At 68.5% G+C, this 26,757-nt stretch carries 19 protein-coding genes; 9 read left to right on the plus strand and 10 right to left on the minus strand.

The features are described from left to right. The first annotated feature begins 181 nt into the window (after nucleotides 1–181). From IPK85_26130 to IPK85_26140, 3 genes are all read left to right on the plus strand, one after another. A complete protein-coding gene (locus tag IPK85_26130; protein ID MBK8250845.1) occupies nucleotides 182–1,195 on the plus strand; it encodes a YncE family protein in 1,014 nt (337 codons plus the stop codon). A gap of 110 nt (nucleotides 1,196–1,305) precedes the next feature. Beyond that, the gene (locus IPK85_26135; GenBank protein ID MBK8250846.1) at nucleotides 1,306–1,629 is read left to right on the plus strand and encodes a PadR family transcriptional regulator; all 324 of its coding nucleotides are present in this window, start codon (nucleotides 1,306–1,308) and stop codon (nucleotides 1,627–1,629) included. A 77-nt stretch (nucleotides 1,630–1,706) separates the two neighbouring features. Beyond that, on the plus strand, nucleotides 1,707–4,394 hold the full coding sequence (locus IPK85_26140; protein ID MBK8250847.1) for an ABC transporter permease: 2,688 nt from the start codon (nucleotides 1,707–1,709) through the stop codon (nucleotides 4,392–4,394). On the opposite strand, the gene IPK85_26145 is transcribed toward IPK85_26140, so the two are convergent. The 5 genes from IPK85_26145 to IPK85_26165 form a co-directional block, all read right to left on the minus strand. Further along, nucleotides 4,391–4,951 (minus strand): hypothetical protein, encoded by a 561-nt coding sequence (locus tag IPK85_26145; protein MBK8250848.1) that lies wholly within the window; start codon nucleotides 4,949–4,951, stop codon nucleotides 4,391–4,393. The two genes, IPK85_26140 and IPK85_26145, sit on opposite strands and share 4 nt — an antisense overlap. A gap of 66 nt (nucleotides 4,952–5,017) precedes the next feature. Next, a complete protein-coding gene (locus IPK85_26150; protein MBK8250849.1) occupies nucleotides 5,018–6,880 on the minus strand; it encodes a long-chain fatty acid--CoA ligase in 1,863 nt (620 codons plus the stop codon). Nucleotides 6,881–6,989: 109 nt separating this feature from the next. Continuing rightward, nucleotides 6,990–7,793: a hypothetical protein gene (locus IPK85_26155; protein ID MBK8250850.1), complete on the minus strand. Its 804-nt coding sequence runs from the start codon at nucleotides 7,791–7,793 to the stop codon at nucleotides 6,990–6,992. Then, nucleotides 7,793–8,551: a ParA family protein gene (locus tag IPK85_26160; GenBank protein MBK8250851.1), complete on the minus strand. Its 759-nt coding sequence runs from the start codon at nucleotides 8,549–8,551 to the stop codon at nucleotides 7,793–7,795. The genes IPK85_26155 and IPK85_26160 overlap by 1 nt, the downstream gene beginning before the upstream one ends. A gap of 11 nt (nucleotides 8,552–8,562) precedes the next feature. Beyond that, nucleotides 8,563–9,039 (minus strand): tetratricopeptide repeat protein, encoded by a 477-nt coding sequence (locus IPK85_26165; protein MBK8250852.1) that lies wholly within the window; start codon nucleotides 9,037–9,039, stop codon nucleotides 8,563–8,565. 307 nt (nucleotides 9,040–9,346) lie between these two features. Here IPK85_26165 and IPK85_26170 point away from each other — a divergent pair, with 307 nt between their 5' ends. Continuing rightward, on the plus strand, nucleotides 9,347–9,859 hold the full coding sequence (locus IPK85_26170; GenBank protein MBK8250853.1) for a hypothetical protein: 513 nt from the start codon (nucleotides 9,347–9,349) through the stop codon (nucleotides 9,857–9,859). Here the strand turns inward: IPK85_26170 and cadA are convergent. Both cadA and IPK85_26180 read right to left on the minus strand, forming a co-directional pair. Further along, a complete protein-coding gene (gene cadA, locus IPK85_26175) occupies nucleotides 9,856–11,676 on the minus strand; it encodes a cadmium-translocating P-type ATPase (protein MBK8250854.1) in 1,821 nt (606 codons plus the stop codon). The two genes, IPK85_26170 and cadA, sit on opposite strands and share 4 nt — an antisense overlap. Beyond that, nucleotides 11,673–14,099, minus strand: coding sequence for a response regulator (locus IPK85_26180; protein MBK8250855.1), 2,427 nt, complete (start codon nucleotides 14,097–14,099; stop codon nucleotides 11,673–11,675). The genes cadA and IPK85_26180 overlap by 4 nt, the downstream gene beginning before the upstream one ends. 96 nt (nucleotides 14,100–14,195) lie before the next feature. On the opposite strand from IPK85_26180, the gene IPK85_26185 reads away from it, so the two are divergent. Further along, nucleotides 14,196–15,419: a TCR/Tet family MFS transporter gene (locus IPK85_26185; protein ID MBK8250856.1), complete on the plus strand. Its 1,224-nt coding sequence runs from the start codon at nucleotides 14,196–14,198 to the stop codon at nucleotides 15,417–15,419. Between the two features lie 3 nt (nucleotides 15,420–15,422). Here IPK85_26185 and IPK85_26190 read toward each other — a convergent pair whose 3' ends face one another. Continuing rightward, a complete protein-coding gene (locus IPK85_26190) occupies nucleotides 15,423–17,048 on the minus strand; it encodes a S8 family peptidase (GenBank protein ID MBK8250857.1) in 1,626 nt (541 codons plus the stop codon). 211 nt (nucleotides 17,049–17,259) lie between these two features. Between IPK85_26190 and IPK85_26195 the strand changes: the two genes are divergently transcribed. Both IPK85_26195 and IPK85_26200 read left to right on the plus strand, forming a co-directional pair. After that, nucleotides 17,260–19,758: an ABC transporter permease gene (locus IPK85_26195; GenBank protein MBK8250858.1), complete on the plus strand. Its 2,499-nt coding sequence runs from the start codon at nucleotides 17,260–17,262 to the stop codon at nucleotides 19,756–19,758. A gap of 150 nt (nucleotides 19,759–19,908) precedes the next feature. Continuing rightward, entirely contained in the window at nucleotides 19,909–21,576 is a 1,668-nt protein-coding gene (locus IPK85_26200; GenBank protein ID MBK8250859.1) for a M28 family peptidase, read from the plus strand. 10 nt (nucleotides 21,577–21,586) lie between these two features. Here IPK85_26200 and IPK85_26205 read toward each other — a convergent pair whose 3' ends face one another. Then, complete coding sequence (locus IPK85_26205; protein MBK8250860.1) at nucleotides 21,587–23,404, minus strand: CocE/NonD family hydrolase; 1,818 nt, start codon at nucleotides 23,402–23,404, stop codon at nucleotides 21,587–21,589. 225 nt (nucleotides 23,405–23,629) lie between these two features. Between IPK85_26205 and IPK85_26210 the strand changes: the two genes are divergently transcribed. Then, nucleotides 23,630–24,424 (plus strand): alpha/beta hydrolase, encoded by a 795-nt coding sequence (locus IPK85_26210; protein MBK8250861.1) that lies wholly within the window; start codon nucleotides 23,630–23,632, stop codon nucleotides 24,422–24,424. 15 nt (nucleotides 24,425–24,439) lie between these two features. Here IPK85_26210 and IPK85_26215 read toward each other — a convergent pair whose 3' ends face one another. Next, nucleotides 24,440–25,225 carry a class I SAM-dependent methyltransferase gene (locus tag IPK85_26215; GenBank protein MBK8250862.1) on the minus strand — a complete coding sequence of 262 codons (786 nt, stop codon included), beginning with the start codon at nucleotides 25,223–25,225 and terminating at the stop codon, nucleotides 24,440–24,442. A 90-nt stretch (nucleotides 25,226–25,315) separates the two neighbouring features. Between IPK85_26215 and IPK85_26220 the strand changes: the two genes are divergently transcribed. Continuing rightward, on the plus strand, nucleotides 25,316–26,647 hold the full coding sequence (locus IPK85_26220) for an aspartate aminotransferase family protein (protein MBK8250863.1): 1,332 nt from the start codon (nucleotides 25,316–25,318) through the stop codon (nucleotides 26,645–26,647). The last annotated feature ends 110 nt before the right edge of the window (nucleotides 26,648–26,757 follow it).

Consider the following 26,757-nt stretch of genomic DNA (forward strand, 5'->3'; position numbering starts at 1 on the left):
GTCGGAACGCGATGGGGAAGCGGGATGATCGCCCGCGTCGCCGCAGGTGTCGAGAGGACCTTGGGGTGCTGTGCCGGCATCGAGGCCTCGACACGTGCTCGGGACGTCAGCTGTCGGAGCGCGACGACGACTGGCGCGCCTGCGCGGCGTCGTTAACGTGAGGGGTCTTCCACTCCCACACATGCGCCCGTCTCATCTCGTTGTCGCTTCGGTGCTCATCCTCCACACCGTGGCTGACGCCACCGCGCAGGGGACCGCGGGTACGCTCGTCGCGTCCAACATGACGACCGGCACGGCGCAGTTGATTGACGCCTCGACGGGGCAATCCCTCGGCGTGTTCCCCACGGCCGTGGCGCCGCACGAGGTGGCTGTGTCGTCGGATGGTCGCTGGGCGGTGATCGCGGAGTACGGGGACCGGAACGGCGTGGGGCAGTCGCTCCTCGTGCTGGACGTGGCAGGTGGGGCGGTCGCACGTCGCATCGATGTTCCGGCACTGACCCGTCCGCATGGGATCGCGTTCCTGCCCGGAGACCGCGAACTCGTGGTGACGTCGGAGGTGAAGGGGGTGATCGGGATCGTCGACTTCGTGTCGGGGGCCGTGACCGCGACGATCGAGACGGGAGGGCAGACCAGCCACATGGTCACCGTGACCCCGGACGGTCGCGTGGCGGCGACCACCAACCTCCGCAGCGGGAGCGTCTCGGTCATTGACCTGGTGTCACGGACCCGTCGCGCCGTGCACCCGGTCGGCACGGCGGTCGAAGGGGTCGCGATCACCCCGGATGGGCGGGAGGTGTGGGCGGGGGCAAACTCGGCGAAGCAGGTGATCGTCGTCGACGCCGTGTCGGGGAAGACCACGGCGATCGAAGGATTTGGCTTCGCCTACCGGATTGCGATCACCCGGGACGGGCGCACCGCCGTTGTCACCGACCCCGGCTCCGAGCACGTGCATCTCGTCGACGTTGCCGGGCGCAGCATTCGCACTTCCATCCCGATCGCCCCGGTGGGTGGGCAACCCGCCTCGCCGCAGGGGGTCACGCTCCTCCCGGATGGCCGGACGGCGCTCGTCACCCTCAAGGGGGCAAACCAGGCCGTCCTCATTGACCTCGCGAGCGCTCGCGTGGTCCAGACGGTGGCGACCCAGGGTGGGTCCGACGGCATCGGCTTCTCCCCCCTGCGCGTGAAGCGTCCGTAACGTCCGTAGCGTCCACGGGCCTGCGGAGGGGGGAACGGGCCGACAGCCCCATCTCCCCTTGCGATCCTACAGGAACGATGCCACGTTGATGGCGTCCTGTCTCCCGACCCATGCAGACTGACGTCCTTCAGGGCACCCTCGACATGCTCGTCCTCAAGGCGCTCAGCCTCGAGTCGACGCATGGGTGGGGAATTGCCCAGCACATCGGACGACTTTCGCGGGACGTCCTCGTGATCAACCAGGGGTCACTGTATCCCGCGCTGCAGCGACTGGAGCGGAAGGGATTGGTCTCCGCCCGGTGGGGCGAGAGCGAGAACAACCGCAAGGCGAAGTTTTACGCGCTCACGGCAGCTGGCCGCCGCCACCTCGGTGAGGAGTCCGAGGACTGGCAACGGTTCGTCGCTGCGGTCCAGATGGTGATGACGAGCGCCTGATCGCGCTCCGTGAAACCTGCCTGTGCGCCTTCCTGTAGGATGGCATAGGGAACTCTCACCCCCAGCCGTTCACGCCGATGTCACTGGTGTCCGAGATTCGGGTGCGCCTCCGTGCGCTGTTCACGCGTGCCGCCCTGGAACGGGAGATGGACGCGGAGTTGTCCTTTCACCTGGATCGCGAGGTCGCGCGGTTGGTGGCCTCCGGCGTTTCGCCGGTGGAGGCACAGCGCCGGGCGCGCGCGTCGTTCGGAGGGGTGAACGTCGCGCGTGATGCGATGCGAGACGAACGTGGAGTCGCATGGGTGGAGGACCTGGCACGCGACCTTCGGCACGGGGTGCGTGCGCTGGCGCGGCGGCCACTGTATTGGTTTACGGCATCGGTCACCCTTGGGTTGGGAATCGCCGCGACGACGGCAATCTTCAGCATCGTCAGCTATTTGCTGTTTCGGCCGCTGCCGGTGCCTGACGCAGATCGTCTCGTCGCCTTCGGCCAGGTCGTCCGGAGTCGCGGGGACGCCAGTCCCAGTCTCTCCCTGCCGACGATCCGCGACCTCAGGACGCTGGGCGACATCTTCGACGGCGTGGTCGCCGGCTCGGGCGAAGTCCTTGGAATCCGCGACGAGGGGGGCGAAGGCGCCGTCCAGCTGTTCGCGAACGCTGTCACCGGGAACTACTTCACGTTCTTCGGCCTCCGTCCCGCGGCAGGTCGCTTCTTCACACAGGCAGACGAGGACCGCCGCGAGCCGGTGATGGTGCTGTCGCACTCTCTCTGGCAGGCGCGCTACGGCGGTGATCCCTCCGTCGTTGGGCGAACGGTGCTCCTGAATGGCAGCCCCTTCACCGTTCTCGGGGTGTCACCCGCCGGGTGGCAGGGGACGGAACACCTGGTGGAGGCACAGGCGTTTCTGCCCCTTCAGCTGCTTCCGACGATTGGGGTGCGCACGGAGGCCCAGATGGACCGCCGCGGGAGTGACTTCCTCCGCACCTTTGCGCGCCTGGCGCCGGGGCGCACCGTGGCGGATGCACGGTCGGCGCTGGCGGTGCTCGCGTCACGGATCGCCCCCGAGCGGGACGAGGCCGCGGGGGATTACGCCTTCCTCGTGGAACGCGAGGTGCGCGCGCGGCCGGTCATCGTGATTGCCGACCAAATTCCGATGATCGCCGGCACCTTTCTCGGTCTCTCCGTGCTCGCTCTCGGCATCGCCTGTGTCAACGTCGGGAACCTCGTCCTCTCGCGCACCATGGCCCGGCGCGGGGAACTGGCGGTGCGTCGGGCGCTCGGGGCCTCGCGATCCCGCGTGGCGCGCGAGCTGATCGCCGAAGCCCTGCTGCTCGGTGTCAGTGCCCTGGTGATCGCGCTGCCAGTGGCGTGGCTGGTGGTCTCCTGGTTGGCAGGCCTCGATTTCGCGGCGGACATTCCCCTCAAGATCGACGTGCGACTCGACCGGACCGTCCTGATTTTCGCGGGGGCGATCGCCGTGCTCGCCGGGGTGCTCACCGGGGTGGCGCCGGCACTACGCGGTTCCAACAACGACGCCGGTGACGCGCTGCGCGAAGGGGCCGCCCGGACCACGGCGACCAGGGAGCGCCGGCGTTTGGGGAATACCCTCCTGGCGGGGCAGTTGACCTTCTCCCTCGTGCTGGTGATCGCGGGTGCGCTCTTCCTGCGTTCGCTCAACTCGGTGACCTCGCTGGACCTCGGGATCGACCCGTCGCAGGTCGCCATGGCGACCGTGGACCTTTCCCTCTCGCGCTACGAGCCGGCGGCGTCCCGCGAGTTCTTCCGGCGGGCCGAGGAGGGGATGCGGGCACTCCCCGGGGTGGCCTCCGTCGGCATGATGCGCGACGTCCCGATGGGATTCAACGGCAACGGGCGCTCGCTGCAACACCTGGATGGACGCATGGTGGGCAATGCGCGACATCTCAGTGCACAGATCAACACGTTGACGCCGGATGCGTTCGCCACCTTGCGCCTGCGCCAGGTGGAGGGGCGCAGCTTCGACGCGCACGACGACGACACTGCCCCTCGACGTGCCATCGTCAACGACCTGCTGGCGCGCCAATTCTGGCCCGAGCGGACCAGCGTTGTGGGTCAGCGCTTCCGGATCGCGGGCGACAGTACCTCGATCGAGGTGGTGGGGGTCGTGACACGCGTCATCTCCGAGTTCCCGACCGAAAAGCCGGTGCCCCAGTTCTTCCTCCCGTATGCGCAGTTCCCTGGCCCGACCCAAACCCTGTTTGTCCGGACCGTCGGCGATCCATCGCTCGTGCTGGACGACATGCGGCGGGTGCTGAATGCGATCGATCCCGGCGTCGCCGTGGGCGACCTGCGATCGATGCATGCGTTCCTGCATGATGGTAAGGCCTTCTTCCTGTATCGCCTGGGGTCGGCGCTCACCCTCGCGATCGGGGCACTCGGCTTGCTGCAGACCCTTGTTGGACTGTACGGCGTCATCGCCTATGCTGTGGGCCAACGGTCCCGGGAATTCGGCATCCGCCTGGCCCTGGGGGCCAGCCGGCGGCAGCTGATCGGCCAGGTGATGGGCCCATCCCTGCGACTTGTCACGTCAGGCCTGGCGGCCGGTTTGGTGGGTGCCGCCCTCCTGTTGCCCGCGGCGACGTCCCTGCTGGCCGTGTCGCCTCGCGATCCGCTGACCTACCTCGCCTGTACGGCGTTCCTCGCGTCCCTCGCCTGCCTGGCGCTCTTCCTCCCGGCGCTCCGCGCGGCCAATGCGGGTCCGATGCGCGCGCTCCGCAGCGACTAGCTCAACGATCCTGCCGCCGCGGCGCGGATCTCACGCACCATCCGATCGACGTCATACCCGGCGTCGGTCACGGCGTGCGCGACCTGCACACCCGCACCGGTTCCGCTCACCCAGGCGACCGCGACCAGTCGCGGGCCGTCCCACGCACCCCAGGGGATCGCCCCGGCGGCGGAGGGCTGCACCAGCGCGAGCGCGCGGCTCGTCTCGGCGCCGAGGGGTCGCGTGGCAAAGGTGCTGAGGGTGGCGGCGCGTGGCACGACGGGAGCCGGCGTGTGGAGTTCATCGGCCATGGCAGGTGGGCGCCGGTCGCGATGGGTCCTCTCCCAGCGACGGCCTGCCCAACGTCCGACACCGAGTCCGCTCACGCCGCCTAACGCGGCCGCCCCGATGACTGCGGCGAGGAAGGTGGCGAACGCCTTCTCCATCTCCCCGGTGCGAAAGCCGGTCGCGAGGACCTTCCACACGGTCAGCGCAGCGGCGATGGCGCCGAGGCCAAGGCCGAGGAGTCCGCCGATATCGGCGAACAACGTGCGGCGCCCGGCATAGAAGTCGGACATCACGCCCCAGGGACGGACCGACGACACGCGGCCCCGGCGCGTGCCGGGAACCGCTGTCCGCGCGGACTACTCCTTGCCGCTTTCATACAATGCGTCGATCAGCGCACGATAGTTCTGGTCGATCACCCGCCGCTTGACCTTCAGGGTGGGAGTGAGCTCGCCGGACTCGACGGAGAAATCATGCTCGAGGAGCGCGATCTTCTTGGGGGTCTCGAATGAGGCCAGCCCGGTCAGGTGGGACCGCACTTCCTGGTCCATCTTGGCCTGCACGGTGGGCATCTGCAGCAGCTGGGCCCGGTCGGTCCAGATCAGCTCCTTGTACTTCGCCCACTTCTCCAGCTGCTCGAAGTTTGGCACCACGAGCATCACCGGGAACTTGCGCCGGTCGCCGATCATGACCACCTGGGAGACGTACTTGTTGGTCTTGACCAGGTTCTCGATCGGCTGCGGCGCGATGTTCTTGCCGCCCGCCGTCACGATCAGGTCCTTCTTGCGGTCGGTGATCCGCAGGAAACCGTCCTCGAGGACCCCGATATCACCCGTGTGGAACCAGCCGTCCGTGTCGATGGCCTCACGCGTGGCATCGGGCTTGTTGAAGTACCCCTGCATGACATGCGGCCCCCGGGTGAGGATCTCTCCGTCATCCGCAATCAGGACCTCCACGCCCTCCACCATCCGGCCGACCGTCCCGACCCGTTGCGCCACGGGCGTGTTGACCGAGATCACCGGAGAGGTCTCGGTGAGTCCGTAACCCTCCAGGATCGTCAGGCCGGCGCCATTGAAGAACGCGTTGATCTCGGGCGCCAGTGGCGCGCCGCCGGAGACAAAGTACCGCAGGCGTCCGCCGGTCCGCTGTTGCAGTTTGGAGAAGACGAGTCGCTTGGCGAGCCCATACTGCCAGGCAAGGAAGCCCGGGATAGGCTGCCCCGCGGCGGCGAGGGCCGTGCAGCGCTCACCGACCGCGCGCGCCCAGAAAAAGATGCGCTTCTTGAGCCCGCCACCGGCGAGCGCATTCTCCAGCACGCGTGCATACATCTTCTCGTAGAGCCGCGGGACCGACATCGCGATCGACGGGCGCACCTCGGACATCGCAATCGGCACGAGGTCGACCGACTCGACATAGGCGATCGAGGTGCCGGTCACGAAGAACCAGTAGTCGCCGGTGCGCTCGAAGATGTGGCTGAGGGGCAGGAAGGAGAGCGCAACATCATTCCCCGTCATCGGCACCACGTTCCGCGTGGCGATGATGTTGGAGTAGAAGTTGTCGTGCGACAGCATCACCCCTTTGGGCGCGCCAGTCGTTCCGGATGTGTAGATGATCGTCGCAAGGTCCGATGGCTGGACGGTGCGCGCCGCGGACTCCCACGCGGCAACGGCCTCCGCCGTGGCGGCGGCACGCCCCCGGGTCTCCACGTCGCCGAGCACCGCGTCCACAAAGGGACGGGTGGATTCGTCAAAGCCGATCACGGTCCGCAGCCCCGGCACCTGTCCCCGGATGCTCCCCACCTTCTCCGCTTGCGCGATGCTCGACACGAAGATCGCCACGGCCCCCGAATCCGAGAGCAAGTACGGGACCTGTTCCGCGGGGAGGGTCGGGTAGATCGGCACGTCGGCGACGCCTGTCGTTAGGCATGCCCAGTCCGCGATCGCCCACTCGGGCCGGTTCTCCGACAAGAGCGCGACCCGATCGCCGCGCTGCACGCCGAGCGACTGCAGGCCCAGCGCCACGTGCTGCACGCGCTCGGCGAACGCGGCATGCGACATGGCCTGCCACTGTCCCTGGCCGACGCGCGTGCGAAAGGCATCCGGCTTGTCGAAGCGCTGCAGCGTGTCGAAATACAGCTGGGTCAACGTGCCCGGTGGCGTGCTGCGGACCGGACCTCGGGCGTAGCGCGTGGGGCCGAGCGTTTCGGGAGCGCGGGTCGTCATGGGCAACCGGGACGGGGAATCAGACCCGCACATGCCGAGTCCGAGGGATTGACGGCACCACCACGGCCAGGAGGTCGGCGAACCGAACCTCCGGACCCCCAGAATCCGGTCAGGGCGTCACCCCGCGAGGGGCGACCCTGACCGTCCAGGCGACGGCGCTATCCCTCGGGATTCTGCTCCCGCGGCGCACGTCCGCAAGCACCCGGACGGTATCCCGCGGGGGTTGCCCGGTGCGCAGGCGATAGACGAGGCGGCGCGAGGCGAGGCCGCTCGCGTCTGTGGTGTCGACAGTGGAGGGGCGACCCGCGTCATCGGTCAGCAGGTAAGAACCCGCGGTATCTGTCACCACGATGGCCTGGGATCCCTTGAGGACCTGAAAAGTGACCACGTATCCCGGGACGCCGACGACCGCGCTGCCGTTGCGGCGCGTCACACGGGCGCCGAACGTGGGGACGGTGTCCGTCGTCGCTGGCGGAAACGAGTAGCGCAGGTCAACGACGGATGCGGTGCCGTCGCGGACCACGGAGTCCGGCACGGGGACCACCGCGATTGCCCGCGGCGAGCTTTGAAGCCCATCGATCGCGGCGACGATGCGTGCGGTGGCGCTGGCCGCGGTGCCGAGCGGGCGACCGATGAGCCAGCTCCCGGAGATGGTGACCGTGGTGTCGAGCGCAATGAACGTGACCTGGGCATCCTCGTCCACCGTCCCGTCATTGCGAAAGACACGCGCCTGCAACGGGGCCAACGCCCCAGCGGGGTTTCGCAGGGTATCCCCGGCATTTACCGACGGGTAGGCGTAGGGGACAAACTCGATGGAGCCGATTTCGTCACCATCGACGGTGATGTCAATGCAGGCGGCGATGATGCCCGTCGCCAGCAGCGTGCCCACGCGTCCGGCCCACCGCGCCAGCATCAGGTGAAACGCGGCGCGAGGTAGGTCGCGAGGTTCACGTAGGCCTGGGCGGCCGCATCCGCTGGCGTGCGGAGGACGACCGGTTGGCCGGCGGCAAACGCTTCGAGGGTCGCATCGGTGCGGGGAATACGCACGTCAAACACCATGTTGCGCGGGAGGTGCGACTGCACGTAGGCGGCGACGCGTTCCGATGATGCGTTTCCGGGTTCGAACATCGTGAGCAGGATCCCGTCCAGGGTGAGTTCCTCGTTTGAATCGACCACATCCTGGATACCCCGCAGGATCTGCGGAGTTGTCTGGAGCGCGAGCGGCTCGCACTGCAGGGGGACGATGACGTGCTGGCTGGCCTCGAGCACCCGGTGGACGATGGCGCCGAGCCCCGGGGGGGTGTCCACCACGACGACATCACATCGCTCCTGCGCGATCCGCAGCAGGTCGTGGAGGACATTGGTCTCGGCGATCAGCTGCTGGTAGAACGAGTGGTCCGCCGTATCGCTGACCGACCCCGCGAGAATGCATCGCAGCCACGGGAGTGCGGTCGGGAGGATGATCTCCTTGAGGGACCGGACGCCGTTGAGGTAGTCGGCGAAGCCGAAGGTCGGGTGGCCCTTGCGGAGCCCCACGCCATACCGGACGGCGCCCTGGGGGTCGACGTCGATGATCAGCGTCTTGAGCCCACGCCGAGCGAACGCGGCGGCGAGGTTGACCGAGGTGGTGGTCTTCCCGACTCCGCCCTTCTGGCTGACGACTGCGAGCACCCGCCCCACGATCAGCTGCCGGGTTCGATGGATGTCTCGTCGGGCTCGTCACCGACTGCGACGTCCGCCGCAGGGGAGCGGAGCGCTTTCAGTGCCTCGCGCGCGTGCTCGACGTTGGCCTGATCCGCCTTGCCGGGAGCGGCGAGGAAGGCCTCGAGATGCGCCTCCGCCCCGGTCCGGTCACCACGCTTGGCCTTGAGGAAGGCCATCCCGTAGTGCGCCCCAGCATGGTCCGGCTTGACCTCCAGGGTCCGGCCATAACACCGCTCCGCCTCGCCGAGCTGGCCGATACGTGAGTAGGCGATCGCCATGTTCATGAGGACCTTGTGGTCATCCGGCTTGTCACGAAGGGCGAGTCGATAGGACGTCAGGGCAGCGTGAAAATCGCCCTGACGCTCCAACGTCAGCGCCTCGGCGAGATAGTCGAGGCGCTGAGGCTTGAGTTCATCGTCGGATCTGCCGCCAATCAGGCGGCGCCACCAGGACATTCGGCCGGGTTTGGTGGTCGGGTGTGGGCGAGCAGATGAGTCCGGCGTGAATGACTCGCGCGTCGGATCGTCTCTTCGCGCAAAGGTAACGGGACAGGCGCTGGGGGGTGAGGGGGGAGAGTGCATCGGTTGCTGGTGGGGCCGGTCGCTGGTGGCGGGAGCTGATGACCGGTGCCGGCGGCGGGTAGATGGGGGGGCGCCAGGGTTCCGCGCGGCGTGTGGCCACCACCCGCGGCCGGCGATCGCCGTTCGTCACGCTCGACGCGGGCCACTTGCCCTCGCACGGCGGGGTAGGCACCCTTCGTTCATGCCCCGTCGTTATGAGGTTGACCCATCCAAGGGCCGCTTTGATGTCGAGTGGCCGCTCTTTGGTGAACTGTCTCGCGCCTTGGCCCTCAAGGTCGCGCGGAGCTGGTCGCCGGAAATCGTCGTTGGGGTGGCGACCGCCGGGGTGATTCCTGGTGCGGTGGTGGCGGCGATTCTAGGCTGCGAGTTTCGCTCCATCCTGGTGACGCGCCGGGAGGCGGCCCATGTGCGTGAAACGCCCGCCGTGCTCGGCGCCGCGCCGCATGAGGTGCGGGGGCGCCGAGTCCTCGTGGTAGACGAGACCTGCGATACGGGCGAGACGCTCCGGTTGGCGATTTCGTCGATCGTGAACGCCGGGGCGAGCGAGGTGCGTTCGGCGGTCTCGTTCCGGACGGGTAGCTACGAACCGGATTACCATGCGTTGGCCACGGAAAGCACGATCGTGCTCCCGTGGGATCGTGAGGTCCTGGTCGGCGGGGTACTGGTGCCGAACCCGAAGTACGACGGCGCCTAACGCGGCGCGCGTGCGGCGCGCAGGGCGTTGAGGATCACGGCCACATCGATGGCCTCCTGCGCGACGGCCCCCGGGATCGGGGCGAGATAGCCGAGGGCCGCGGCCACCATCCCCACGGCCGACAGGCCAAGGCCGACCACGATGCTCTGCCGCGCGATGGCCAGCGTGCGACGCGAGATCTCGATCGCATCGGCGACGCGCTCCAGGTTGGGGACCAGCAGGACCGCGTCCGCGCTTTCCGCGGTGATGCCCCCGCCATGGTCGGCGAGGGCGATGCCCACATCGGCACGGCTCAACGCTGGCGCGTCGTTGGTGCCATCGCCGACCATCATGACGGGGCCGTCGTCCCGGGCCAGGGCGGCGACGCGCTCCACCTTGTCGGCAGGGAGGAGGTCGCCCACGGCTTCGACGATCCCGAGGGCAGCGGCAATGGCGGTCGCGTTGGCCGGATGGTCCCCCGAAAGGAGTACGGTCCGCCGGATGCCTAACGCTGCGAGTCGGCGCAGCAGGGGGGCCGCCGATGGGCGCACGGCCTCGGCAAACTCGATCGTGCCGGCGAGGGCGCCGTCAATGGCGACCGTGGCGCGGAGGGCGGCCGTGGTCGGGGTGGGGGGACTTCCGGCGGTCGGGATGGTGCTCCGCACGTAGCCCGCGGATCCGATCACCACGTCCCGGCCGTCGACACGACCCCGCACGCCACGCCCCGGGGCTTCCACGACTGCCGCCGGCAGCGGGAGCGTCGGATTGCTGTGACGCGCCGCCGCGACGACCGACGCCGCCAGGGGGTGGCCCGAGTGCTGTTCGAGCGCACCGGCGAGGCGGAGGAGCTCCCCCTCGCTGATCGAGCCCGTCGCGTGCACCGAGGCCACACGGGGCGTGCCCACGGTCAGCGTCCCGGTCTTGTCGAAGACGACGGTGCGGATGCGCGACAGACGCTCCAGGGCGATCCCGCTGCGCACCACCACCTGCTGGCGGGCCGCGCGATTGATCCCACCGATCATCGCGATCGGTGTGGCGAGGATGAGGGGACAGGGGGTGGCGACCACGAGGACCGCCAACACCCGCAGCGGGTCGCCGCTGGCGAACCAGGTGATGGCGCAGACGGCGAGGGTGAGCGGGGTGAACCACACCGCGTAGCGGTCCGCGAGGCGCTGCAACGGGGCCTTTGACTCCTGGGCGTGGCGCACCAGCTCGACGATGCGCGCATACTGGCTGTCTCCCGCGCGAGCCGTCGACCGGATGGTGAGGGCGCCGTCGCCGTTGGCCATGCCGGAGAGGAGGAGTGTCCCGGGACCTGCGGCGAGCGGCAGGGATTCTCCCGTGAGTCGTGAGGTATCGAGTGTGCTCTCACCGGTGACGACCACGGCGTCGCACGGGACCAGTTCCCCGGGCCGGACCAGCAGGAGATCGTTGACGGCCACCTGGTCCACTGGGATGTCGACGCCACCGCGATGGGCAATCCGCGGCGCGGCGTCCTCCAGCGCACGCACGGCCGCCGTGGCGCGACCCATGGCGTACCGCTCCAGCGCCTCTCCTCCAGTCTGCATGAGGACGACGATGAGTCCCGCAACGGGTTGCTTGAGCGCGAGGGCGGCGACGATCGCAAGCGCCGCGACGACGTCGGTCGCGAAGTTTCCCGTCCGCGCGGCGCGCACTGTTTGCGCCAACGGCGCCAGCGCGGAGACGCCCAGCCCAACCCACCACGTGGTCAGCGCGGCCTCGGGGCCTGCCGTCCACCGGACGATCGCGCCGGCCGTCAGGGCCGCGAGGGCGAGGAGCGGTGGCCACCAGGTCCGGAACACCGGGGCGCCGCTCATGCGAGCGTTTCCTCTTGCTGACGCGTCTGGGCGACGAGCGCTGCAACCAGGAGCCGGGCCACCCGGTCCAGGGCGGGTGGTTTCTGGATCACCGGGGCGGCGAGTCGCCGGGCGGTCTCGGTGTCGGACGCCGGCAGGCCATTCCCCGACATGCAAAGGATCGGTAGCGATGCGTCGCGCTCGGCCACGCGCCGGATCAGCTCCTGCCCGGACAGGTTCGGCATCACCAGATCCGTCAACACGGCATCGACTTGCCACCCGGCGCGATCCAGAACCTCCAGTGCGTTGGCACCGTCGGTCGCCTCGAGGATGGTAAAGCCGGTGGCCGCGAGGTAGCGCGCGAGCACCTCGCGCACGGCGCGTTCGTCGTCGACCACAAGGATGCGGCCCTGGCCTCGCGGAGCGCCCTCCGGCATGGCGGGGACACTGGTCGGCACGCGGACGCCGTCGAGATAGGGCAAGGTGATCGTGACCGTGGTGCCTTGTCCGGGGTGCGACGTGATGGCCAAGTCTCCTCCGCAGCTCTGCACGACCTGCAAGGCGGTGGACAACCCGAGGCCCGTGCCCTCGTGCGGCGCCTTGGTGGTGAAGAAGGGGTCCAGCGCGCGGGTGCGGGTGGGCTCGTCCATCCCAACACCGGTATCGATGACGCGCAGCGTGCACCTCCCCCGGTCCGCCTCGAGGGTAATGCCCAGGGTGCCCGCCCCGCTCACGGCGTCGCGCGCATTGAGCGCGAGGTTCAGGATCACCTGCTCGAGTTCACTCGCGGCGATCGGCGCGGGCACGGGCGCCGAGGGCATGGCCAGCTTGACCTGCAGCGATGAGGGGAGGATCGTGCGCAGCATCTCGACGATCCGTTGCAGCTCGGCGTGCAGGTCGGTGACCGCACCGCTGCGGGGCGCCGGTCGGCCTAACGACAACAATTGCCGGGCGAGGGCGGCACCACGCTCGGCGGCGCCGCGGACCGCTTCCCACTGCGGGCGGGTGCGTTCGACGGGGTGGGCGAGGGCCAGGGAGGCGTTCCCGATGACGACCGTCAACAGGTTGTTGAAGTCATGGGCGACGCTCGACGCCAGTCGCCCAACGACCTCCAGCTTCTGGGCGTCGCGCAGGCGTTGCTCGAGCGCGACCTGGTCCGTGACGTCGCGCAGGTTCACGACGTACCCGCCCACGGCGGCATCGTGTCGCAGGTCCGTGGTGACGACGTCCAGTGTCCGCGGCCCTCCAGGGGCGTCGACGGTCCAGCGGCCGGGGGGACCCCCACGGGCCAGACTCGCCGGGTCGGCGGACGCGTCGGGTACGAGCGAGCGAAGCGGCTGTCCCGTGGGTTCTTCGGTTCGGCCGAGCAGGCGACCGAACGCCGGACTGGCGTAGTCGATCGTCCCATGGGGGGCGACGACGAGGATCGCGTCGGTCGAGCGTTGCACAAGGGCGCGAAAGCGCGCATCGAGGGCGGCCTGGCGCGCCTGCGCGGTGGTCGCCGCGCGCTGTTCCAGGGCGAGGCGCAGGATGACCAGTGCGACGAGGAGCGAGCCCCCGATCACCAGCCCGGCCACGGGGTCGGTGAGTCCGTTCCTCGCCGACTCCCAGGTCAGCAAGGCGCCGACGCATGCAATGGCGATGTAGGGGAGGCTGGTCAGGCCGGCGCGCGCGTCCATGGCGCGCGGGGCCGGTCGCGCGGGCTCGAGGGCACGGGCCCCTGCGGTCACCACAAAGGCGCTCGCGACGGTGAAGAGGATGTCCCCCATGGGGGCGGGCCACGGGAGGAACGTCAACTTGCGATACTCGTAGACGAAGTCCGAGATCGCGGAGAGGAACATCCCGGCCCCAAGCGCGCGGGGCCACGGGGACGCGCCGGGCTCGACCGGGCGATAGACCAGGACCGCAGCCCCAAATGCGATGAGCAGCTCGGTGGGGAAGAGGATGCCCAGATCGCGCCAGACCTCGGGGAGCGGCGCCGGTCGGAGCCGCACGGCGAAGTACCACTGCAGGACCGCCGCGGCCACGACCACGAGGCCACTATCGAGCAGCAAACGCACGCGCACACCGCGCTCACGCGGGACGATCGCGAGGAGGCCGAGCCCGATCACGACGACCGGGTAGTACGACCAGTAGAGTCCCCAGCAGACGTGGTAAATCCAGGGGGTCGCCTCCCAGTCGGGAATGAGGGCCACGAGGAAGGAAAGGCCCGGTGCGATCCATGCGGCTCCGATCAATCCGAGGGCGATCCGCACCCGCGGCTCCGCGTGCGTCACCCATGCGGCGCGACAGAGCACCATCCCGGGGACGAAATAGGAGGGCATCGAGATGACATCGTTGAATGCGCCCCGCGAAACGATCCCGGTGCCCATCGCGACGGCCCACACACCGTACGCGAGGGTGTAGGCCCAGAAGATCGGGATAATGCGGAGGGGCGAGGGCATCGAAGGGACATTAGCCCGCCAGCGGCGTCGCGTGAAGGCGCGCGAGCCGGCGTCGCCGGGCCGTGGTCCCACGTGACGGCTGCTACATTGTGGCCGATGCGATCGACCCGCGCCCCCGCCCTCGGCTTCATCCTGGTCACGTTGCTCATCGACGTGGCCGGACTGGGGATCATCATCCCGGTGATGCCGAAGTTGATCACGACGCTGACGGGTGAACCGGTGAGCGCGGCGGCACGGTGGGGGGGCTGGATGACCTTCGCGTATGCGGCGACCCAGTTCCTCTGTGCCCCGATTATGGGGGGGCTGAGCGATCGGTTCGGGCGCCGGCCGGTGCTCCTGGCGTCGTTACTGGGATTCGCCCTGGACTACGCGTTCATGGCCGTGGCACCGACGATCTGGTGGTTGTTCGTCAGCCGGGTAATTGCCGGCGCGATGGGGGCCAGCTTCACCACGGCGGCAGCCTACATCGCAGATGTATCGCCACCCGACAAACGTGCGCAGAATTTCGGGATGATCGGCGCAGTGTTCGGGCTGGGGTTCATCGTGGGGCCGCTCCTCGGTGGGCTGCTGGGTCCCTACGGAGCGCGCGTTCCCTTCATTGCCTCCGCAGTGCTCACGCTGGCCAATTGCCTGTGGGGGTATTTCATCCTCCCGGAATCCCTCGCGCTGGAGAATCGTCGGCCGTTCGACTGGAGGCGGGCCAACCCGGTGGGCTCCCTGGCCGGGTTGCGGCGCCACCCGGTGATCCTCGGGCTGGTGGCGTCGCTGGTCCTGGTCAACATCGCCGCGCATGCGGTCCAGTCGAACTGGTCCTACTACACGATCGAGAAGTTCGGGTGGACCGAGAGAACGATTGGCGTGTCGCTCGCGGTGATCGGGTTGGCGATTGCCCTGGTGCAGGGTGGCTTGATTCGCGTGGTGATCCCCCGCCTGGGGCAGCAGCGGAGCGTGTTCATCGGGCTCGCGATGTACAGCCTTGGATTCTTCCTGTACGCGTCGGCGCGCAGCACCTGGCAGATGTTTGCCTACACCTTTGTGTACTGCCTCGGCGGGATTGCCGGCCCGGCGATCCAGGGGCTGATCTCCGGGTCGGTGCCCCCCAACGAGCAGGGGGAGCTGCAGGGGGCCCTGACCAGCCTCATGAGTTTCACGACCATCTTTGGCCCGCTGATCATGGCCAATGTCTTCTCGTTCTTTTCGCAGGCGGGGACCACCCACTACTTCCCCGGTGCGGCCATGGCGTTAGGCGGCGTGTTGACCCTGCTGTCGGCGTTGCTCGCCCGGAACTCCCTGCGTCGGACGATACGACCGGCGGACTGACGGTCAGGGGACCGGGCGCACCATGGCCTGCGCCGCCTTGATCGCCGCCACGGCGTTGACGATTCCGCCGGTGCGCGAGAGCGATCCAAAGGGGACCTTCTCCTCCTGGGACCCGGGCCGTACGACCAGGGCATCCTTGTATGAAGTGGCGCTCTCCAGGATGATGCGCTTGACCTGCGCCGCCGTCAGGGACGGGAAGTGCCCCATGAGGACGGCGGCCAGGCCGCTGACCACCGGGGCCGCCATGCTCGTCCCGCTCTGGCGGGAGTACCCTCCGCCGGGAACCGTGCTGAGGATGTCCTCGCCCGGTGCGAAGACGTCCACCTGCTCCTTTCCGTAGTTGGAGAAGGGGGCGGCGAGGTGCTCGCCCCCCTTCCACGACGAGGCGCCGACTTCGATCCACGTCTCCGCGCGCCCGCCCGTCGTGTACGCCGGCTGCGGAAAGTTGGGCTCCGTGGCCAGGTCGGCGCCGTCATTGCCGGCGGCGTGTACGAGGAGCACGCCCTTGCCGGCGGCGTAGCGGACGGCCTCATCCACGACGCCCTTGTCCGGCGAGAGGCCCTTGCCAAAGCTCATGTTGATGATGTGCGCGCCGTTGTCGGCGGCATATCGAATCGCGGCGGCCACGTCCTTGTCGCGCTCGTCGCCATCCGGCACCGCGCGCACGGCCATGATCCGCACCCCGGCGGCGACGCCATCGATGCCCATGCCGTTGCGCGCGGCCCCGATGATGCCGGCCACGTGGGAGCCGTGCTTGGCATTGGGACCGGTCACGTTGCGATTGCCGTATCGCCGCTCGGTCGGATCCGACGGGTTGTCGCCGACGATCGCCCGCGGGTTGAACTCCACGTTGTAGCCGTAGGTCATCTGGCTCTCGATCTGCTCCCTCGCGTCCGCGATCGCTTCGGGCGAAATCCCCGCCTGCGCCAAACGCAGGAACATCGACCGCGCGTTGCGCACGCTATCGCTGGAGGCCACCAGCGCCTCGACGCGTGCGGGGGTGAGCGAATCGGCACCCAGCGCGCTCCGCAGGGTCCGCGTGGTTCGCGTCATGAGTTCGTCCACGGAGCGCACTTGTGCGGCTTGGCCCTGCAGCTCGGCGCGCTTGGTCGTGTACTCGGTGGCGAGCCCGGCGCAGCGCGCGCGCGTGGAGTCCGCGATGTTCGTCCCCAGCGCGAGGCACCGTGCGTGCTGCCGCGTGACCTCCAGCGTTTCCCAGTTGACGTCCCCGGTGGCGCCGCCCAGAAAATTCCAGCCCCTCGTATCATCGATGTAGCCATTGTTGTCATCGTCGCGTCCATTCCCGGGCTGTTCTTTCGGGTTGGACCACAGCACGGGCTTCAGCTCCACATGCGCGGTGTCCACCCCGCCGTCGATCACCGCCACGACAATCTCCCGGAGCGGCGCGCGCCCGCCGAGCAGCTCGCGCTCCGCGCGACGCAGCCCGATCCCGGCCACCCCGTCGGCCGTGGCGTCGAGCAACTGCCAGTCATCAGCGGCCGCCGCCGGGGACGGCGCGGTCGCGCTGACGGACGGCACGGCGGCGGGCTGCGGGGCGGTGGTGACTGTGGTGGCCGCGGGACTGCAGGCAACAACCAACAGCAGGAGCAACAGGGCGGGGCGCGGCATGCGATGACAGACCAGGAGGAGGGACGCGGAACCACCGCGTCCACGGTGGCCGATCGAGGCAGAAAATCTATGGCGGCTCGAGGGGTGACGCCTCTCCTCCGGTGACGAGTCGTCCGCGCCAACCTTCGAGGGGGGCGCGGGTGTCCAACTCCCGATCCGGAACTCGGCGTCCCGGACGGCCGTAGAGCGTTCATCTCCAACCCCCGGTGTCATGCGCCCCCTCCGGCTTGCCGTGCGTACGCTATTCCGGACGCCGTTCGTGACCACCATTGCCGTGGTCTCCCTCGCGCTTGGGATTGGGGCGAACGCCGCGATCTTCTCGCTCTTCAACCAGCTGTTGCTGCGGTCACTCCCCGTCCGGGCGCCGGAGGAACTCGTCAACCTCAAGGCGCCTGGCCCCCTCCAAGGGAGTACCTCGTGTAACCAGGCCGGGGACTGCGACGAGATCTTCAGCTACCCACTGTTCCGGGACTTGGAGCGCGGGCAGGCCGGCATGGCCGGGTTGGCGGCGCACCGGACCTTTGGGGCGAACATCGGCGTACGCAAGCAGACGCGGAGCGGGACCGGGGTCATGGTCTCGGGGCAGTACTTCGCCACCCTCGGGGTGCAGCCCTTCCTGGGTCGCCTCCTTGGCCCGGCGGATGACGAGACGATCGGTGCGCATCCTGTGGCGGTGCTGAGCCATCGGTATTGGTCGACCACGCTTGGGGCAGACCGGACCGTGCTGAACGAGCCGGTGATGATCAACGGCGGTGCCATGACGATCGTCGGCGTGGCCCCACCGGGCTTTGACGGGATCACCATGGGCGAGGTGCCGGACCTCTTTGTGCCGATCTCGATGCGCGGGCAGGTCAGTCCCGGGTTTGCGGGGTTCGAGGACCGTCGGAACCACTGGGTCTACCTGTTCGGTCGCCCCGCACCCGGGGTGTCGGTGGCGCAAGCAGCGACGGGGCTCAACCGTGTGTTCAAGCCCATCCTCGCCGATGTGGAGGTGCCACTGCAAGTGGGGTTCAGCGACGCGACGATGGCCCAGTTCAAGGCGCGGGAGATCCACTTGACGAGCGGTCGCCGCGGGCAGTCCTCGTTCCACAAGGAAGCCCAAACGCCGCTGGCGATGCTCTTTGGGGTCACCGGGATCGTCCTCCTGATTGCGTGTGCGAACATTGCCAACCTGCTGCTGGCCCGCGGGGCGGGGCGGGCGACGGAGGTGGCGGTGCGCATGTCGTTAGGCGCGCAGCGTCGGCAGGTCGCGGGCCAACTGCTGCTGGAGGCCACCGTCCTGGCGTTGATGGCCGCGGCGGCGTCCCTGGTGGTCGCGCGATGGACCCTGGCGGCGATCGGGTCGATGATGACCGTTGAGGGTGCGGCGACGCTCACGTTCACGTTGAGCTGGCCCATGGTGGCCTTTGCTGGTGGCCTTGCCCTCGTGACCGGCCTGCTCTTCGGCCTCTTTCCGGCGTTGCACAGCACGCGCCCAGACCTGATCACGGCAATCCGGTCGAGCACCGGGCAGGCGTCGGGGGCCCGCGCGGCCTCACGGTTTCGCACCGGGCTTGTCACGGCGCAGATCGCCCTCGCGATGACCCTGTTGACCTGTGCCGGCCTGTTCATCGCCAGCCTGCGCAACGTGAACCGCGTGGAGGTGGGCGCCGACATCGACCAGATGGTGACCTTCCGGATCAGTCCGGAACTCAATGGGTACACCGGGCCGCGCAGTGCCATCTTCTTTCGGCGGCTGACCGAGGAATTGCGCGCCGTGCCGGGTGTCACCGCGGTGACCTCGTCACTCGTTCCGTTCCTGGCCGGAAGCAGCTGGGGGACGAGCGTGTCGGTCGAGGGGTTCAAGGACGGCCCGGACGTGGACAGCAATGCCCGGCTGAATCGCGTGGCGGCGGGTTACCTGGGCGCCATGGGGATGCCGCTGATGGCGGGACGCGAGTTCACCGAGGCGGATGGAGCGGGTGGGCCGAGGGTGGCGATCGTCAACGAAACGTTTGCGAGAAAGTTCGGGCTCGGGCGCGATGCCGTCGGCAAGCGGATGGCGACGAGCACCGGGAATCCCGAGCTCAATATCGAGATCGTTGGGCTGGTGCAGGATGCGAAGTACAGCGACGTGAAGGATGCTGTTCCGCCGTTGTTCTTCCAGCCGCATCAGCAGGATACGACGATGGGGGAATTGTCGTTCTACGTCCGCACGGCGAGCGACCTCTCGGCCGTGATGCGCGCCATTCCCGACGTGGTCAAGTCCTTGGACCCCGACCTTCCGGTCGAGGAGCTGAAGACCGTACCGCAACAAGTGCGGGAGACCGTGCTCGTGGATCGGATCATCGGGATGTTGTCCAGCGCGTTCGCCTTGCTGGCCACGCTACTGGCGGCGATCGGGCTGTACGGGGTGCTCGCGTATACCGTGGCCCAGCGCACGCGCGAGATCGGGGTGCGGATGGCGTTAGGCGCCAACGCGCGCGCCGTGCGGGCGATGGTCCTCCGGCAGGTGGGGGTCATGACGGCCATCGGCGGGGTGATCGGGTTGGCCGCCGCCGTGGGACTGGGGCGCGCGGCGCGCTCCCTCCTCTTCGGCCTGGAGGGGCATGACCCGGTGGTGTTGGGTGCGTCAGCACTGCTGCTCACGGTGGTGGCCCTCGGCGCCGGGTACCTGCCCGCACGCCGCGCCTCCCGCGTGAACCCGATGACCGCGCTGCGGTACGAGTAGCACCGCCGCGAGCGCCCCGGGCCATCGCGCCCCAGCGAACGCCGTGCCAGTTTCCGGTGGTGCGAGCGCCCACCGCAGCGGGCCCTTCGCGCCGTGCCTCCACGACCGTCTCTCTCCTCTCGCCCCACACGAATCATGCTTGAACGTCTGGTGGCCTTTCGGCGCTGGTCCCTCCCGGCGATCGCCGCCGTGTCGGTGGCCTGCGGGTCCAAAGAGACTCCGGCCGCGGGAGCCACGATGCCGGCAGCCGGGCTCGCCGTCATTGATACGGCGGGGTTGATGGCGCACATCCGCGTGCTGGCCCACGACTCCCTGCTCGGTCGAGCACCCGGGTCGTTAGGCGAGGAACGCACGGTCGCCTACCTCGAGTCGCAGTTCAGGGCACTCGGGCTCGCGCCGGGGAACCCGGATGGGAGCTACATCCAGAAGGTGCCGCTGGTGGGCATCACGGTGCAGGGGACGCCCGCGATGACCTTCCGCAAGGACGGGGCGTCGCGGTCCCTGGCCTGGCGCGACGACTATGTGGCCTGGACGAAGCATGTCGCCGACCGCGCGTCGCTCGACAACTCCGAGCTGGTGTTCGTCGGGTATGGCGTCGAAGCGCCGGAGTTCCAGTGGGACGACATCAAGGGGGCCGACCTGGCCGGCAAGACACTGGTCATGCTGGTCAATGATCCCCCGCTCGCCGACACGGCACGTTTTGGGGGGCCCCGCATGACGTACTATGGGCGCTGGACCTACAAGTACGAGCAGGGAATGAAACACAAGGCCGCCGGAGTGCTGATTGTGCACGAGACCGAGCCGGCCGGGTATCCGTTCGCGGTCGTGCAGGGCAAAACGGCCGAGCAGTTCGACCTGGTGACGCCGGACAAGAACATGTCGCGGAGCGCCGTCGAGGGGTGGATCACCCTGGAGCAGGCCAAGGCCTTGTTTGCCATGGCCGGAGAGGACTTCGATGCGCTGAAGGCGCGAGCGGCCACCCCGGAGTTCGCTCCGGTATCGTTAGGCGTAACGGCGTCGGTGACCCTGCAGAACACCCTCCGTACGGTGGACTCCCGCAATGTCGCGGCGGTGTTGCCAGGGAGCGATCCCACCCGCGCCGGCGAGTACCTCATCTACACGGCCCACTGGGACCACTTCGGCATCGGCGACAAGGTCAACGGGGATTCGATCTACAACGGCGCCCTGGACAACGCGACCGGAACCGCGGGGCTGCTCGTCCTGGCGAAGGCCTTCAAGGCTGCGCCGCCGCCGCGTTCGATCCTGTTCCTGTCGGTGACAGCCGAGGAACAGGGATTGCTCGGGTCGGCGTACTACGCGGTCTCCCCGCTGTATCCGTTGGCGAAGACCGTGGCGAACATCAACATGGATGGCCTGAACCAGTGGGGGCCGACCAGCGACCTCACCGTCATCGGCCTCGGCGCGTCGGAGCTGGATGACTACGCGTCTGCAGCTGCCTCGGAGGCCGGGCGAACCCTCCGCCCCGACCCGGAACCGGAGAAGGGTTACTACTACCGCTCGGACCACTTCAATTTCGCCAAGGTCGGCGTGCCGGCGTTCTACGCGGGCGATGGCGTGGACTACATCGGGAAGCCGCCCGAGTACGGGATGGAGAAGCGGAAGGTCTACGTGGCCGACGACTATCACAAGCCACAGGACGAGATCAAGCCGGACTGGGTGATGACCGGGGCGATCGACGACCTCAAGCTCCTGATGACGATCGGCTATCGCGTGGCGGCGGCCGCCCGGTGGCCGGAATGGCGGCCCGGGAATGAGTTCCGTGCCGCGCGCGAGGCCTCACTCGCGGCGAGCAAGTAGGGGAGCGCGCCTAGCGCCCCTCCTGCACCACCGGGAGGATTAGCCGGGACGGATACTCGGCGGAGTGGTGGATCCGGTTGCGCGCCTTCACCCAGCTGGTCTCGTCGTAGTTGCGGCCACCGGTGTTGAGGTTGCGGTCAAACCGGGGAAAGTTGGACGACGAGATGTGGACGCGCAGCTTGTGGCCGGCGGGCAAGTACCAGCTGGTGGCGTGCAGGTCGACCGGCACCCGGTAGACCTTGCCCGCTTCCATCAACCGCGGCGTGCCGAAGCCGTCGCGGTAACGCACGCGGGTGATGCCCTCGAGGATGTTCATCACCCGTCCATCGGGAAAGACATCGAGCACCTTCACGGTGACGTCGGTGTCCTTCACATCGGAGGAGAGGAACACCTCGGCGCGCAGTGATCCCGTAAGCTCCATGCCGTTGGGAAGCGCGTCCGTCGTGTAGACCAGGATATCCGGTCGCGACTCGAGGTCGGCGTGGTTGAAGGAGCCCGGCTGGTCCTTGGGGTTGCCGGTACAGCAGATCGACCCGCCGCGCGCGGGAACGGGGTTTGCCGGGTCGTACGTGAAGGTGTCGACGGGTTCACGCGCCGGCGCGCGGGTGCTGAGGCGTCCGTCCCCGCCGCCCGTGTTCGCACGGCCGGCGGAATGCAGGTAGTAACTTGTCTCGCGCGAACTGCGCGGCGGCCACACCGGCGAGTTCTTCCACACGTTTCGTCCGATGACGTAGTACTGGAACTTTGGCATGTCGAGGATGGCATTCGCATCGCCCTTGAGCCAGTAGTCGAACCACTTGAGGTAGATCTCGGAGAACTGCAGGCGCGCGTCACCGACCATCAAGTCCCCGACGCGCGTCTGGCTCGTGGCGGCTTCGGTGGCGCAGTGGACCGTGGGGGAGATGATCGCGTACTGGTTGTCGCGCGCCCGGGAGGAGATGGCGTTCCGGGAAAAGAGTTCGGCCTCCTGCAGGGCTTCCGCGGCGAGGTCGAACCACGAGGAGACGTGGAGCGCGGCGATCCCCACGGAGTCCGTGGGGGTGAGGTACCCCTGCGCATCCCACCACGGGTCGTCCGGCGACCGCTCGAGGAAGTTGCGCCAATCCCAGCTCGGGCTCCCCGCGCGATCGGTCATGTCGATCAGCGGGAGCGTCTTGAAATGTGCGGCAAAGTCGAGCGTCGGCAGCGGTCGCGCGCCCTTGTCGCTCGACGCGAACATCGGCATCCAGCCGAAGTTGATGGAGAGCGCGAAGGCGCCTCCCTCGACCGACCCCCAGAACTCGCGTCGTCCGGGGACGCGGCCAACGTTGCCGCCGGCGGCCTGCGGGATGGCGGCGATGTGGTTGGGGTGCCGCTGCTGTGCTGCCACGATCTGTCCCTCGCCGAGGTACGAACATCCCACGGTGCCGATCTTTCCGGTTGACCAGGGTTGGGCGGCGAGCCAGGTGAACATGTCCGACCAGTCGGTGACGTCGCCCTCGTAGATCTTGAACAGGCCTTCCGAGCCGAACTTGCCGCGCACGTCCTGCACGGCGACCGCATACCCGTGGCCCGCAAAGAAGCGGGCGGGGTTCACCGCGCCGCCGTAGGCATTCTTGTTGTAGGGCAGGCGGATCAGCACCGTCGGCAGCGCCCCGGAGAGTCCGCGCGGGCGGTACAGGTCGGTGGCCAGGCGCACCCCGTCGCGCATGGGGACCATCACGTCCTTCTCGACATCCACCTCATATCGGGCCACGGGGCGGGGAAACGGCGGCTCCCCGTTCGGCGCCTGTGCGCCGATCGTGGCGACACTGATGTGGGCGGCGACCAGCACTCGGAGGAAGGACATGGGATGCGGCGGTTGGGGATTCGCTGTTCGCGGTGCGAGGGGCTCCTCGTCTGCGCCACAGCGGGGGCCGTGGCCAGACGCATCGCCATGTCGGGGCCGGACGCGAACACGACATAGTCTACGCGCCGCGCTCGTCACGGGAAACATGATCGTGACCCACGGGAGGTCGGCACCGGCGCCGCGTGCGCCTTGTTCAGGCCGGGCGTCCACGACACGTTGTCGTGCATGGACGCCTTCCGTCGGGTCTCGATCGGGAACCATGAAGTCGAAGTGGCACACCTCCCCGCGCGGGACCCCATGCGCCCCACGGTGGTCCTGTTGCACGAGGCGCTGGGCTGCGTGCGGCGATGGAAGGAATGGCCCGTGCAGCTGGCGGAAGCGACGGGGTGCGGGGTCGTCGCGTATTCGCGGCCGGGCCATGGCGGGTCGTCGCGAACGCCGGGGACGCGCCCACACGACTATCTCCAGCGCGAGGCGCTCGTGCTCTTGCCGGAGCTGTTGGACGTGATGGAGGTCGGCCCACGTGTCCTCGTGGGCCATAGCGACGGGGCCTCCATCGCGACGATCTACGCCGGGACCGTGCCAGACGCCCAGATGCGTGGAGTGGTCCAGCTTGCTCCCCACTTCATGGTGGAGGAGGAGGCGCTCGGCGGGATCCGCGCAATAAGGGAGTCCTGGGCGACGACCAACCTGCGGCGGCGGCTTCGGAAGTATCACGGGACCAGTACGGACGACCTCTTTCGTCAGTGGACCGAGACGTGGCTGGATCCCGCGTTCGCGTCTTGGGACATCACCGACTGCCTGCCCCGGGTGACCGTTCCGATGTTGCTCCTTCAGGGGGACGCCGATGAGTACGGCACGTCCGCGCATTTCGACCTGGCCCGGCGACTCTGCCGCAGCCCCCTGGAAACGGTGATGCTACCGGGAGTTGGTCACTCCCCGCACCTCGAGGCGGCGGTCGAGACGACGACGGCGGTGGCGACATTCATCGAAGGGCTTCCGCCTGTCCTCGCGAGCTGAGCGACGGCCGAGCTGTCAGGCGGTCACCAGCTGCGTGGCAAAGGAAGGCAGCGTGCCGCGGTGGAAGATGTGGAGCAGCTCGTTGCCGCCGCCGTAGGTGAGGCCGACCGAAGCCGCGAGCGCGGTGAGCGCGGGTCGCGAGTAGAGCGAAACGTGCCCGTTGCGTGGCGCCGCGTACCACCACCGCAGCCGCAGCTGGTCGATGTCTGGCGGCTGAAGGAGGGTCGAGCAGAAGAGCATTCCCTCCGACGAGAGCAGCGACGCCATGTCGGCGAGTGTCTCGCGGGGCGTGGGGGTGTGCTCCAGCACCTCGAATGCGGTCACGAGGTCGAATGTCCCCCGGGGACGTTCCGACCCGGCGTAGAACGGGTCGTAAGTGGTGGCGCCGGTGAACCCCAGCGCCTGGAGCCGCTCCGCGAGGAGTCCATTGCCGCCACCGTAGTCGAGCACCTTCAGCTGTGCCGCGGCACCGCCAAAGTTGCGTCGCAGCAACTCCGCGTTGGAGGCCGGGCGACGCTCGGCGAAGTCCGGGTCGGCCAGCGGGTAGTTGTCATTGTAAATGTACTGCCCGAACTCGGCGGCGCCGAAGTGGTCAAAGGCAATCGTGAAGATGAAGCCGCAGCCGGCGCAGCGATGATACGGGATGTCTACCCCGGTTGGAGGGAAGACGGGTACCTCGCGATCTTCGCACGTTCGGTTGAACTCCACCGCGCCGTACACGGCCGCATCACCCCCGCAGCACTTGCACGGGAGGTGCTGGAGGTCGACGTCAGGCGCTGGGTCGGCTGTTGTAGCTGTCATGGGGACGAGCGGGCGGTTCCCTGAAGTGTCGGCTCCCGGCGGGAGCGCCTGAGGTGGTACCTTGCGGCGGCCTCTCCTTCCGGGTCCTCCGTGTCCTCGATCCTTCATCGCTCCCTGAACGCCCGTCTCCCAACCGCTGTGCACGGGGAGGGCATGCGCCTCACGCTGGACAACGGGGAGGTCGTGTTGGACGCGTCAGGGGGCGCTGCGGTCGCCTGTATTGGCCACGGGAACGCCCGCGTGGCGGCGGCAATCGGTGCGCAGGCCGGTCGGATGGCTTACGCGCACACCGGGTTCTTCACGAGTGGGCCCGCGGAGGCCCTCGCCGACCAGCTCGTCGGCCACCGTCCTGGAGGGCTCACCCACGCCTTCTTTGTCTCCTCCGGTTCGGAGGCCGTGGAAAGCGCCCTCAAGTTGGCCCGCCAGTACCACGTCGAGCGTGGGGAGCCTCAACGCGTGCATTTCGTGTCGCGGCGCCAGAGCTACCACGGGGCGAGCTTCGGGTCATTGGCCGTTGGGGGGAACCTCGGGCGGCGGCGACCATACGAGGACATCCTGATGACGAACGTCTCCCGGGTCTCCCCGTGTTTCCCCTATCACGGGCAGGGCGTTGACGAACAGGAAGCTGCCTATGTCGCTCGCCTCGCGAAGGAGCTCGAGGCCGAGTTCGAGCGCATGGGCCCGGAGAAAGTGATTGCCTTCATCGCCGAAACGGTGGTGGGAGCCACGGCCGGATGTGTCGCGGCCGTCCCCGGGTACTTTGCGGCCGTACGCGAGGTGTGTGATCGCCACGGCGTCCTGCTGATCCTGGACGAAATCATGTGCGGGATGGGGCGCACAGGGGTGACCCACGCATGGGAGGTCGAGGGCGTGACCCCGGACATCCAGGTGATCGCCAAGGGAATGGGTGGCGGGTACGTCCCGATTGGAGGCCTGCTGGTTTCCGCGCGCGTGATCGATGGGCTGTCGGCGGGCAGCGGGGCATTTGTCCACGGGCACACGTACCAGGCGCATCCTGTGGCGTGCGCCGGTGCGCTCGAGGTGCAACGCATCATCGCTGAAGAGGGGCTGGTGGCGCGGGCAGCTTCCCGAGGTGCGTCCCTGGCCTCCCGCCTGCGGGACGCATTGGGTCATCACCCGCATGTGGGAGACATCCGGGGGCGCGGCCTCTTCCTCGCCGTGGAGTTTGTGGAGGATCGCGTGCTGCGGCGTTCGTTTCCTGCGGTGGCGAGGGTGCACGAGCGCGTGAAGACGGAGGCGCTCGGGGCGGGGGTGGCGGTGTACCCGTCCGGGGGGACGGTGGACGGTGTGGTGGGTGACCATGCGCTGATCGCGCCGCCGTACAACGTGACAGAGAGGGAGATCGACGAGATTGTCGAGCGATTTGCTGTCGCGGTCGCCCGCGTGTTCGCGTCACGCTGAGCGTGGTTGCCGGCCGCGCCGCGTCGAGCCCCGTCCGCGACGCGGCGAGCACCTTCCACAACCCGTCGAGCGTCGACCGTGGCGCGCGTGGCGGCGACATCGCCTTGCGC

The organism is Gemmatimonadota bacterium (assembly GCA_016712265.1).
Taxonomy (GTDB): domain Bacteria; phylum Gemmatimonadota; class Gemmatimonadetes; order Gemmatimonadales; family Gemmatimonadaceae; genus RBC101.

Bases quoted from the DNA above. Each gene is read 5' to 3' on its own strand.
- IPK85_26130 (MBK8250845.1), top strand. From the start codon at position 182: ATGCGCCCGTCTCATCTCGTTGTCGCTTCGGTGCTCATCCTCCACACC.
- IPK85_26135 (MBK8250846.1), top strand. From the start codon at position 1,306: ATGCAGACTGACGTCCTTCAGGGCACCCTCGACATGCTCGTCCTCAAG.
- IPK85_26140 (MBK8250847.1), top strand. From the start codon at position 1,707: ATGTCACTGGTGTCCGAGATTCGGGTGCGCCTCCGTGCGCTGTTCACG.
- IPK85_26145 (MBK8250848.1), bottom strand. From the start codon at position 4,951: ATGTCCGACTTCTATGCCGGGCGCCGCACGTTGTTCGCCGATATCGGC.
- IPK85_26150 (MBK8250849.1), bottom strand. From the start codon at position 6,880: ATGACGACCCGCGCTCCCGAAACGCTCGGCCCCACGCGCTACGCCCGA.
- IPK85_26155 (MBK8250850.1), bottom strand. From the start codon at position 7,793: ATGCTGGCGCGGTGGGCCGGACGCGTGGGCACGCTGCTGGCGACGGGC.
- IPK85_26165 (MBK8250852.1), bottom strand. From the start codon at position 9,039: ATGTCCTGGTGGCGCCGCCTGATTGGCGGCAGATCCGACGATGAACTC.
- IPK85_26170 (MBK8250853.1), top strand. From the start codon at position 9,347: ATGCCCCGTCGTTATGAGGTTGACCCATCCAAGGGCCGCTTTGATGTC.
- cadA (MBK8250854.1), bottom strand. From the start codon at position 11,676: ATGAGCGGCGCCCCGGTGTTCCGGACCTGGTGGCCACCGCTCCTCGCC.
- IPK85_26180 (MBK8250855.1), bottom strand. From the start codon at position 14,099: ATGCCCTCGCCCCTCCGCATTATCCCGATCTTCTGGGCCTACACCCTC.
- IPK85_26185 (MBK8250856.1), top strand. From the start codon at position 14,196: ATGCGATCGACCCGCGCCCCCGCCCTCGGCTTCATCCTGGTCACGTTG.
- IPK85_26190 (MBK8250857.1), bottom strand. From the start codon at position 17,048: ATGCCGCGCCCCGCCCTGTTGCTCCTGCTGTTGGTTGTTGCCTGCAGT.
- IPK85_26195 (MBK8250858.1), top strand. From the start codon at position 17,260: ATGCGCCCCCTCCGGCTTGCCGTGCGTACGCTATTCCGGACGCCGTTC.
- IPK85_26205 (MBK8250860.1), bottom strand. From the start codon at position 23,404: ATGTCCTTCCTCCGAGTGCTGGTCGCCGCCCACATCAGTGTCGCCACG.
- IPK85_26210 (MBK8250861.1), top strand. From the start codon at position 23,630: ATGGACGCCTTCCGTCGGGTCTCGATCGGGAACCATGAAGTCGAAGTG.
- IPK85_26215 (MBK8250862.1), bottom strand. From the start codon at position 25,225: ATGACAGCTACAACAGCCGACCCAGCGCCTGACGTCGACCTCCAGCAC.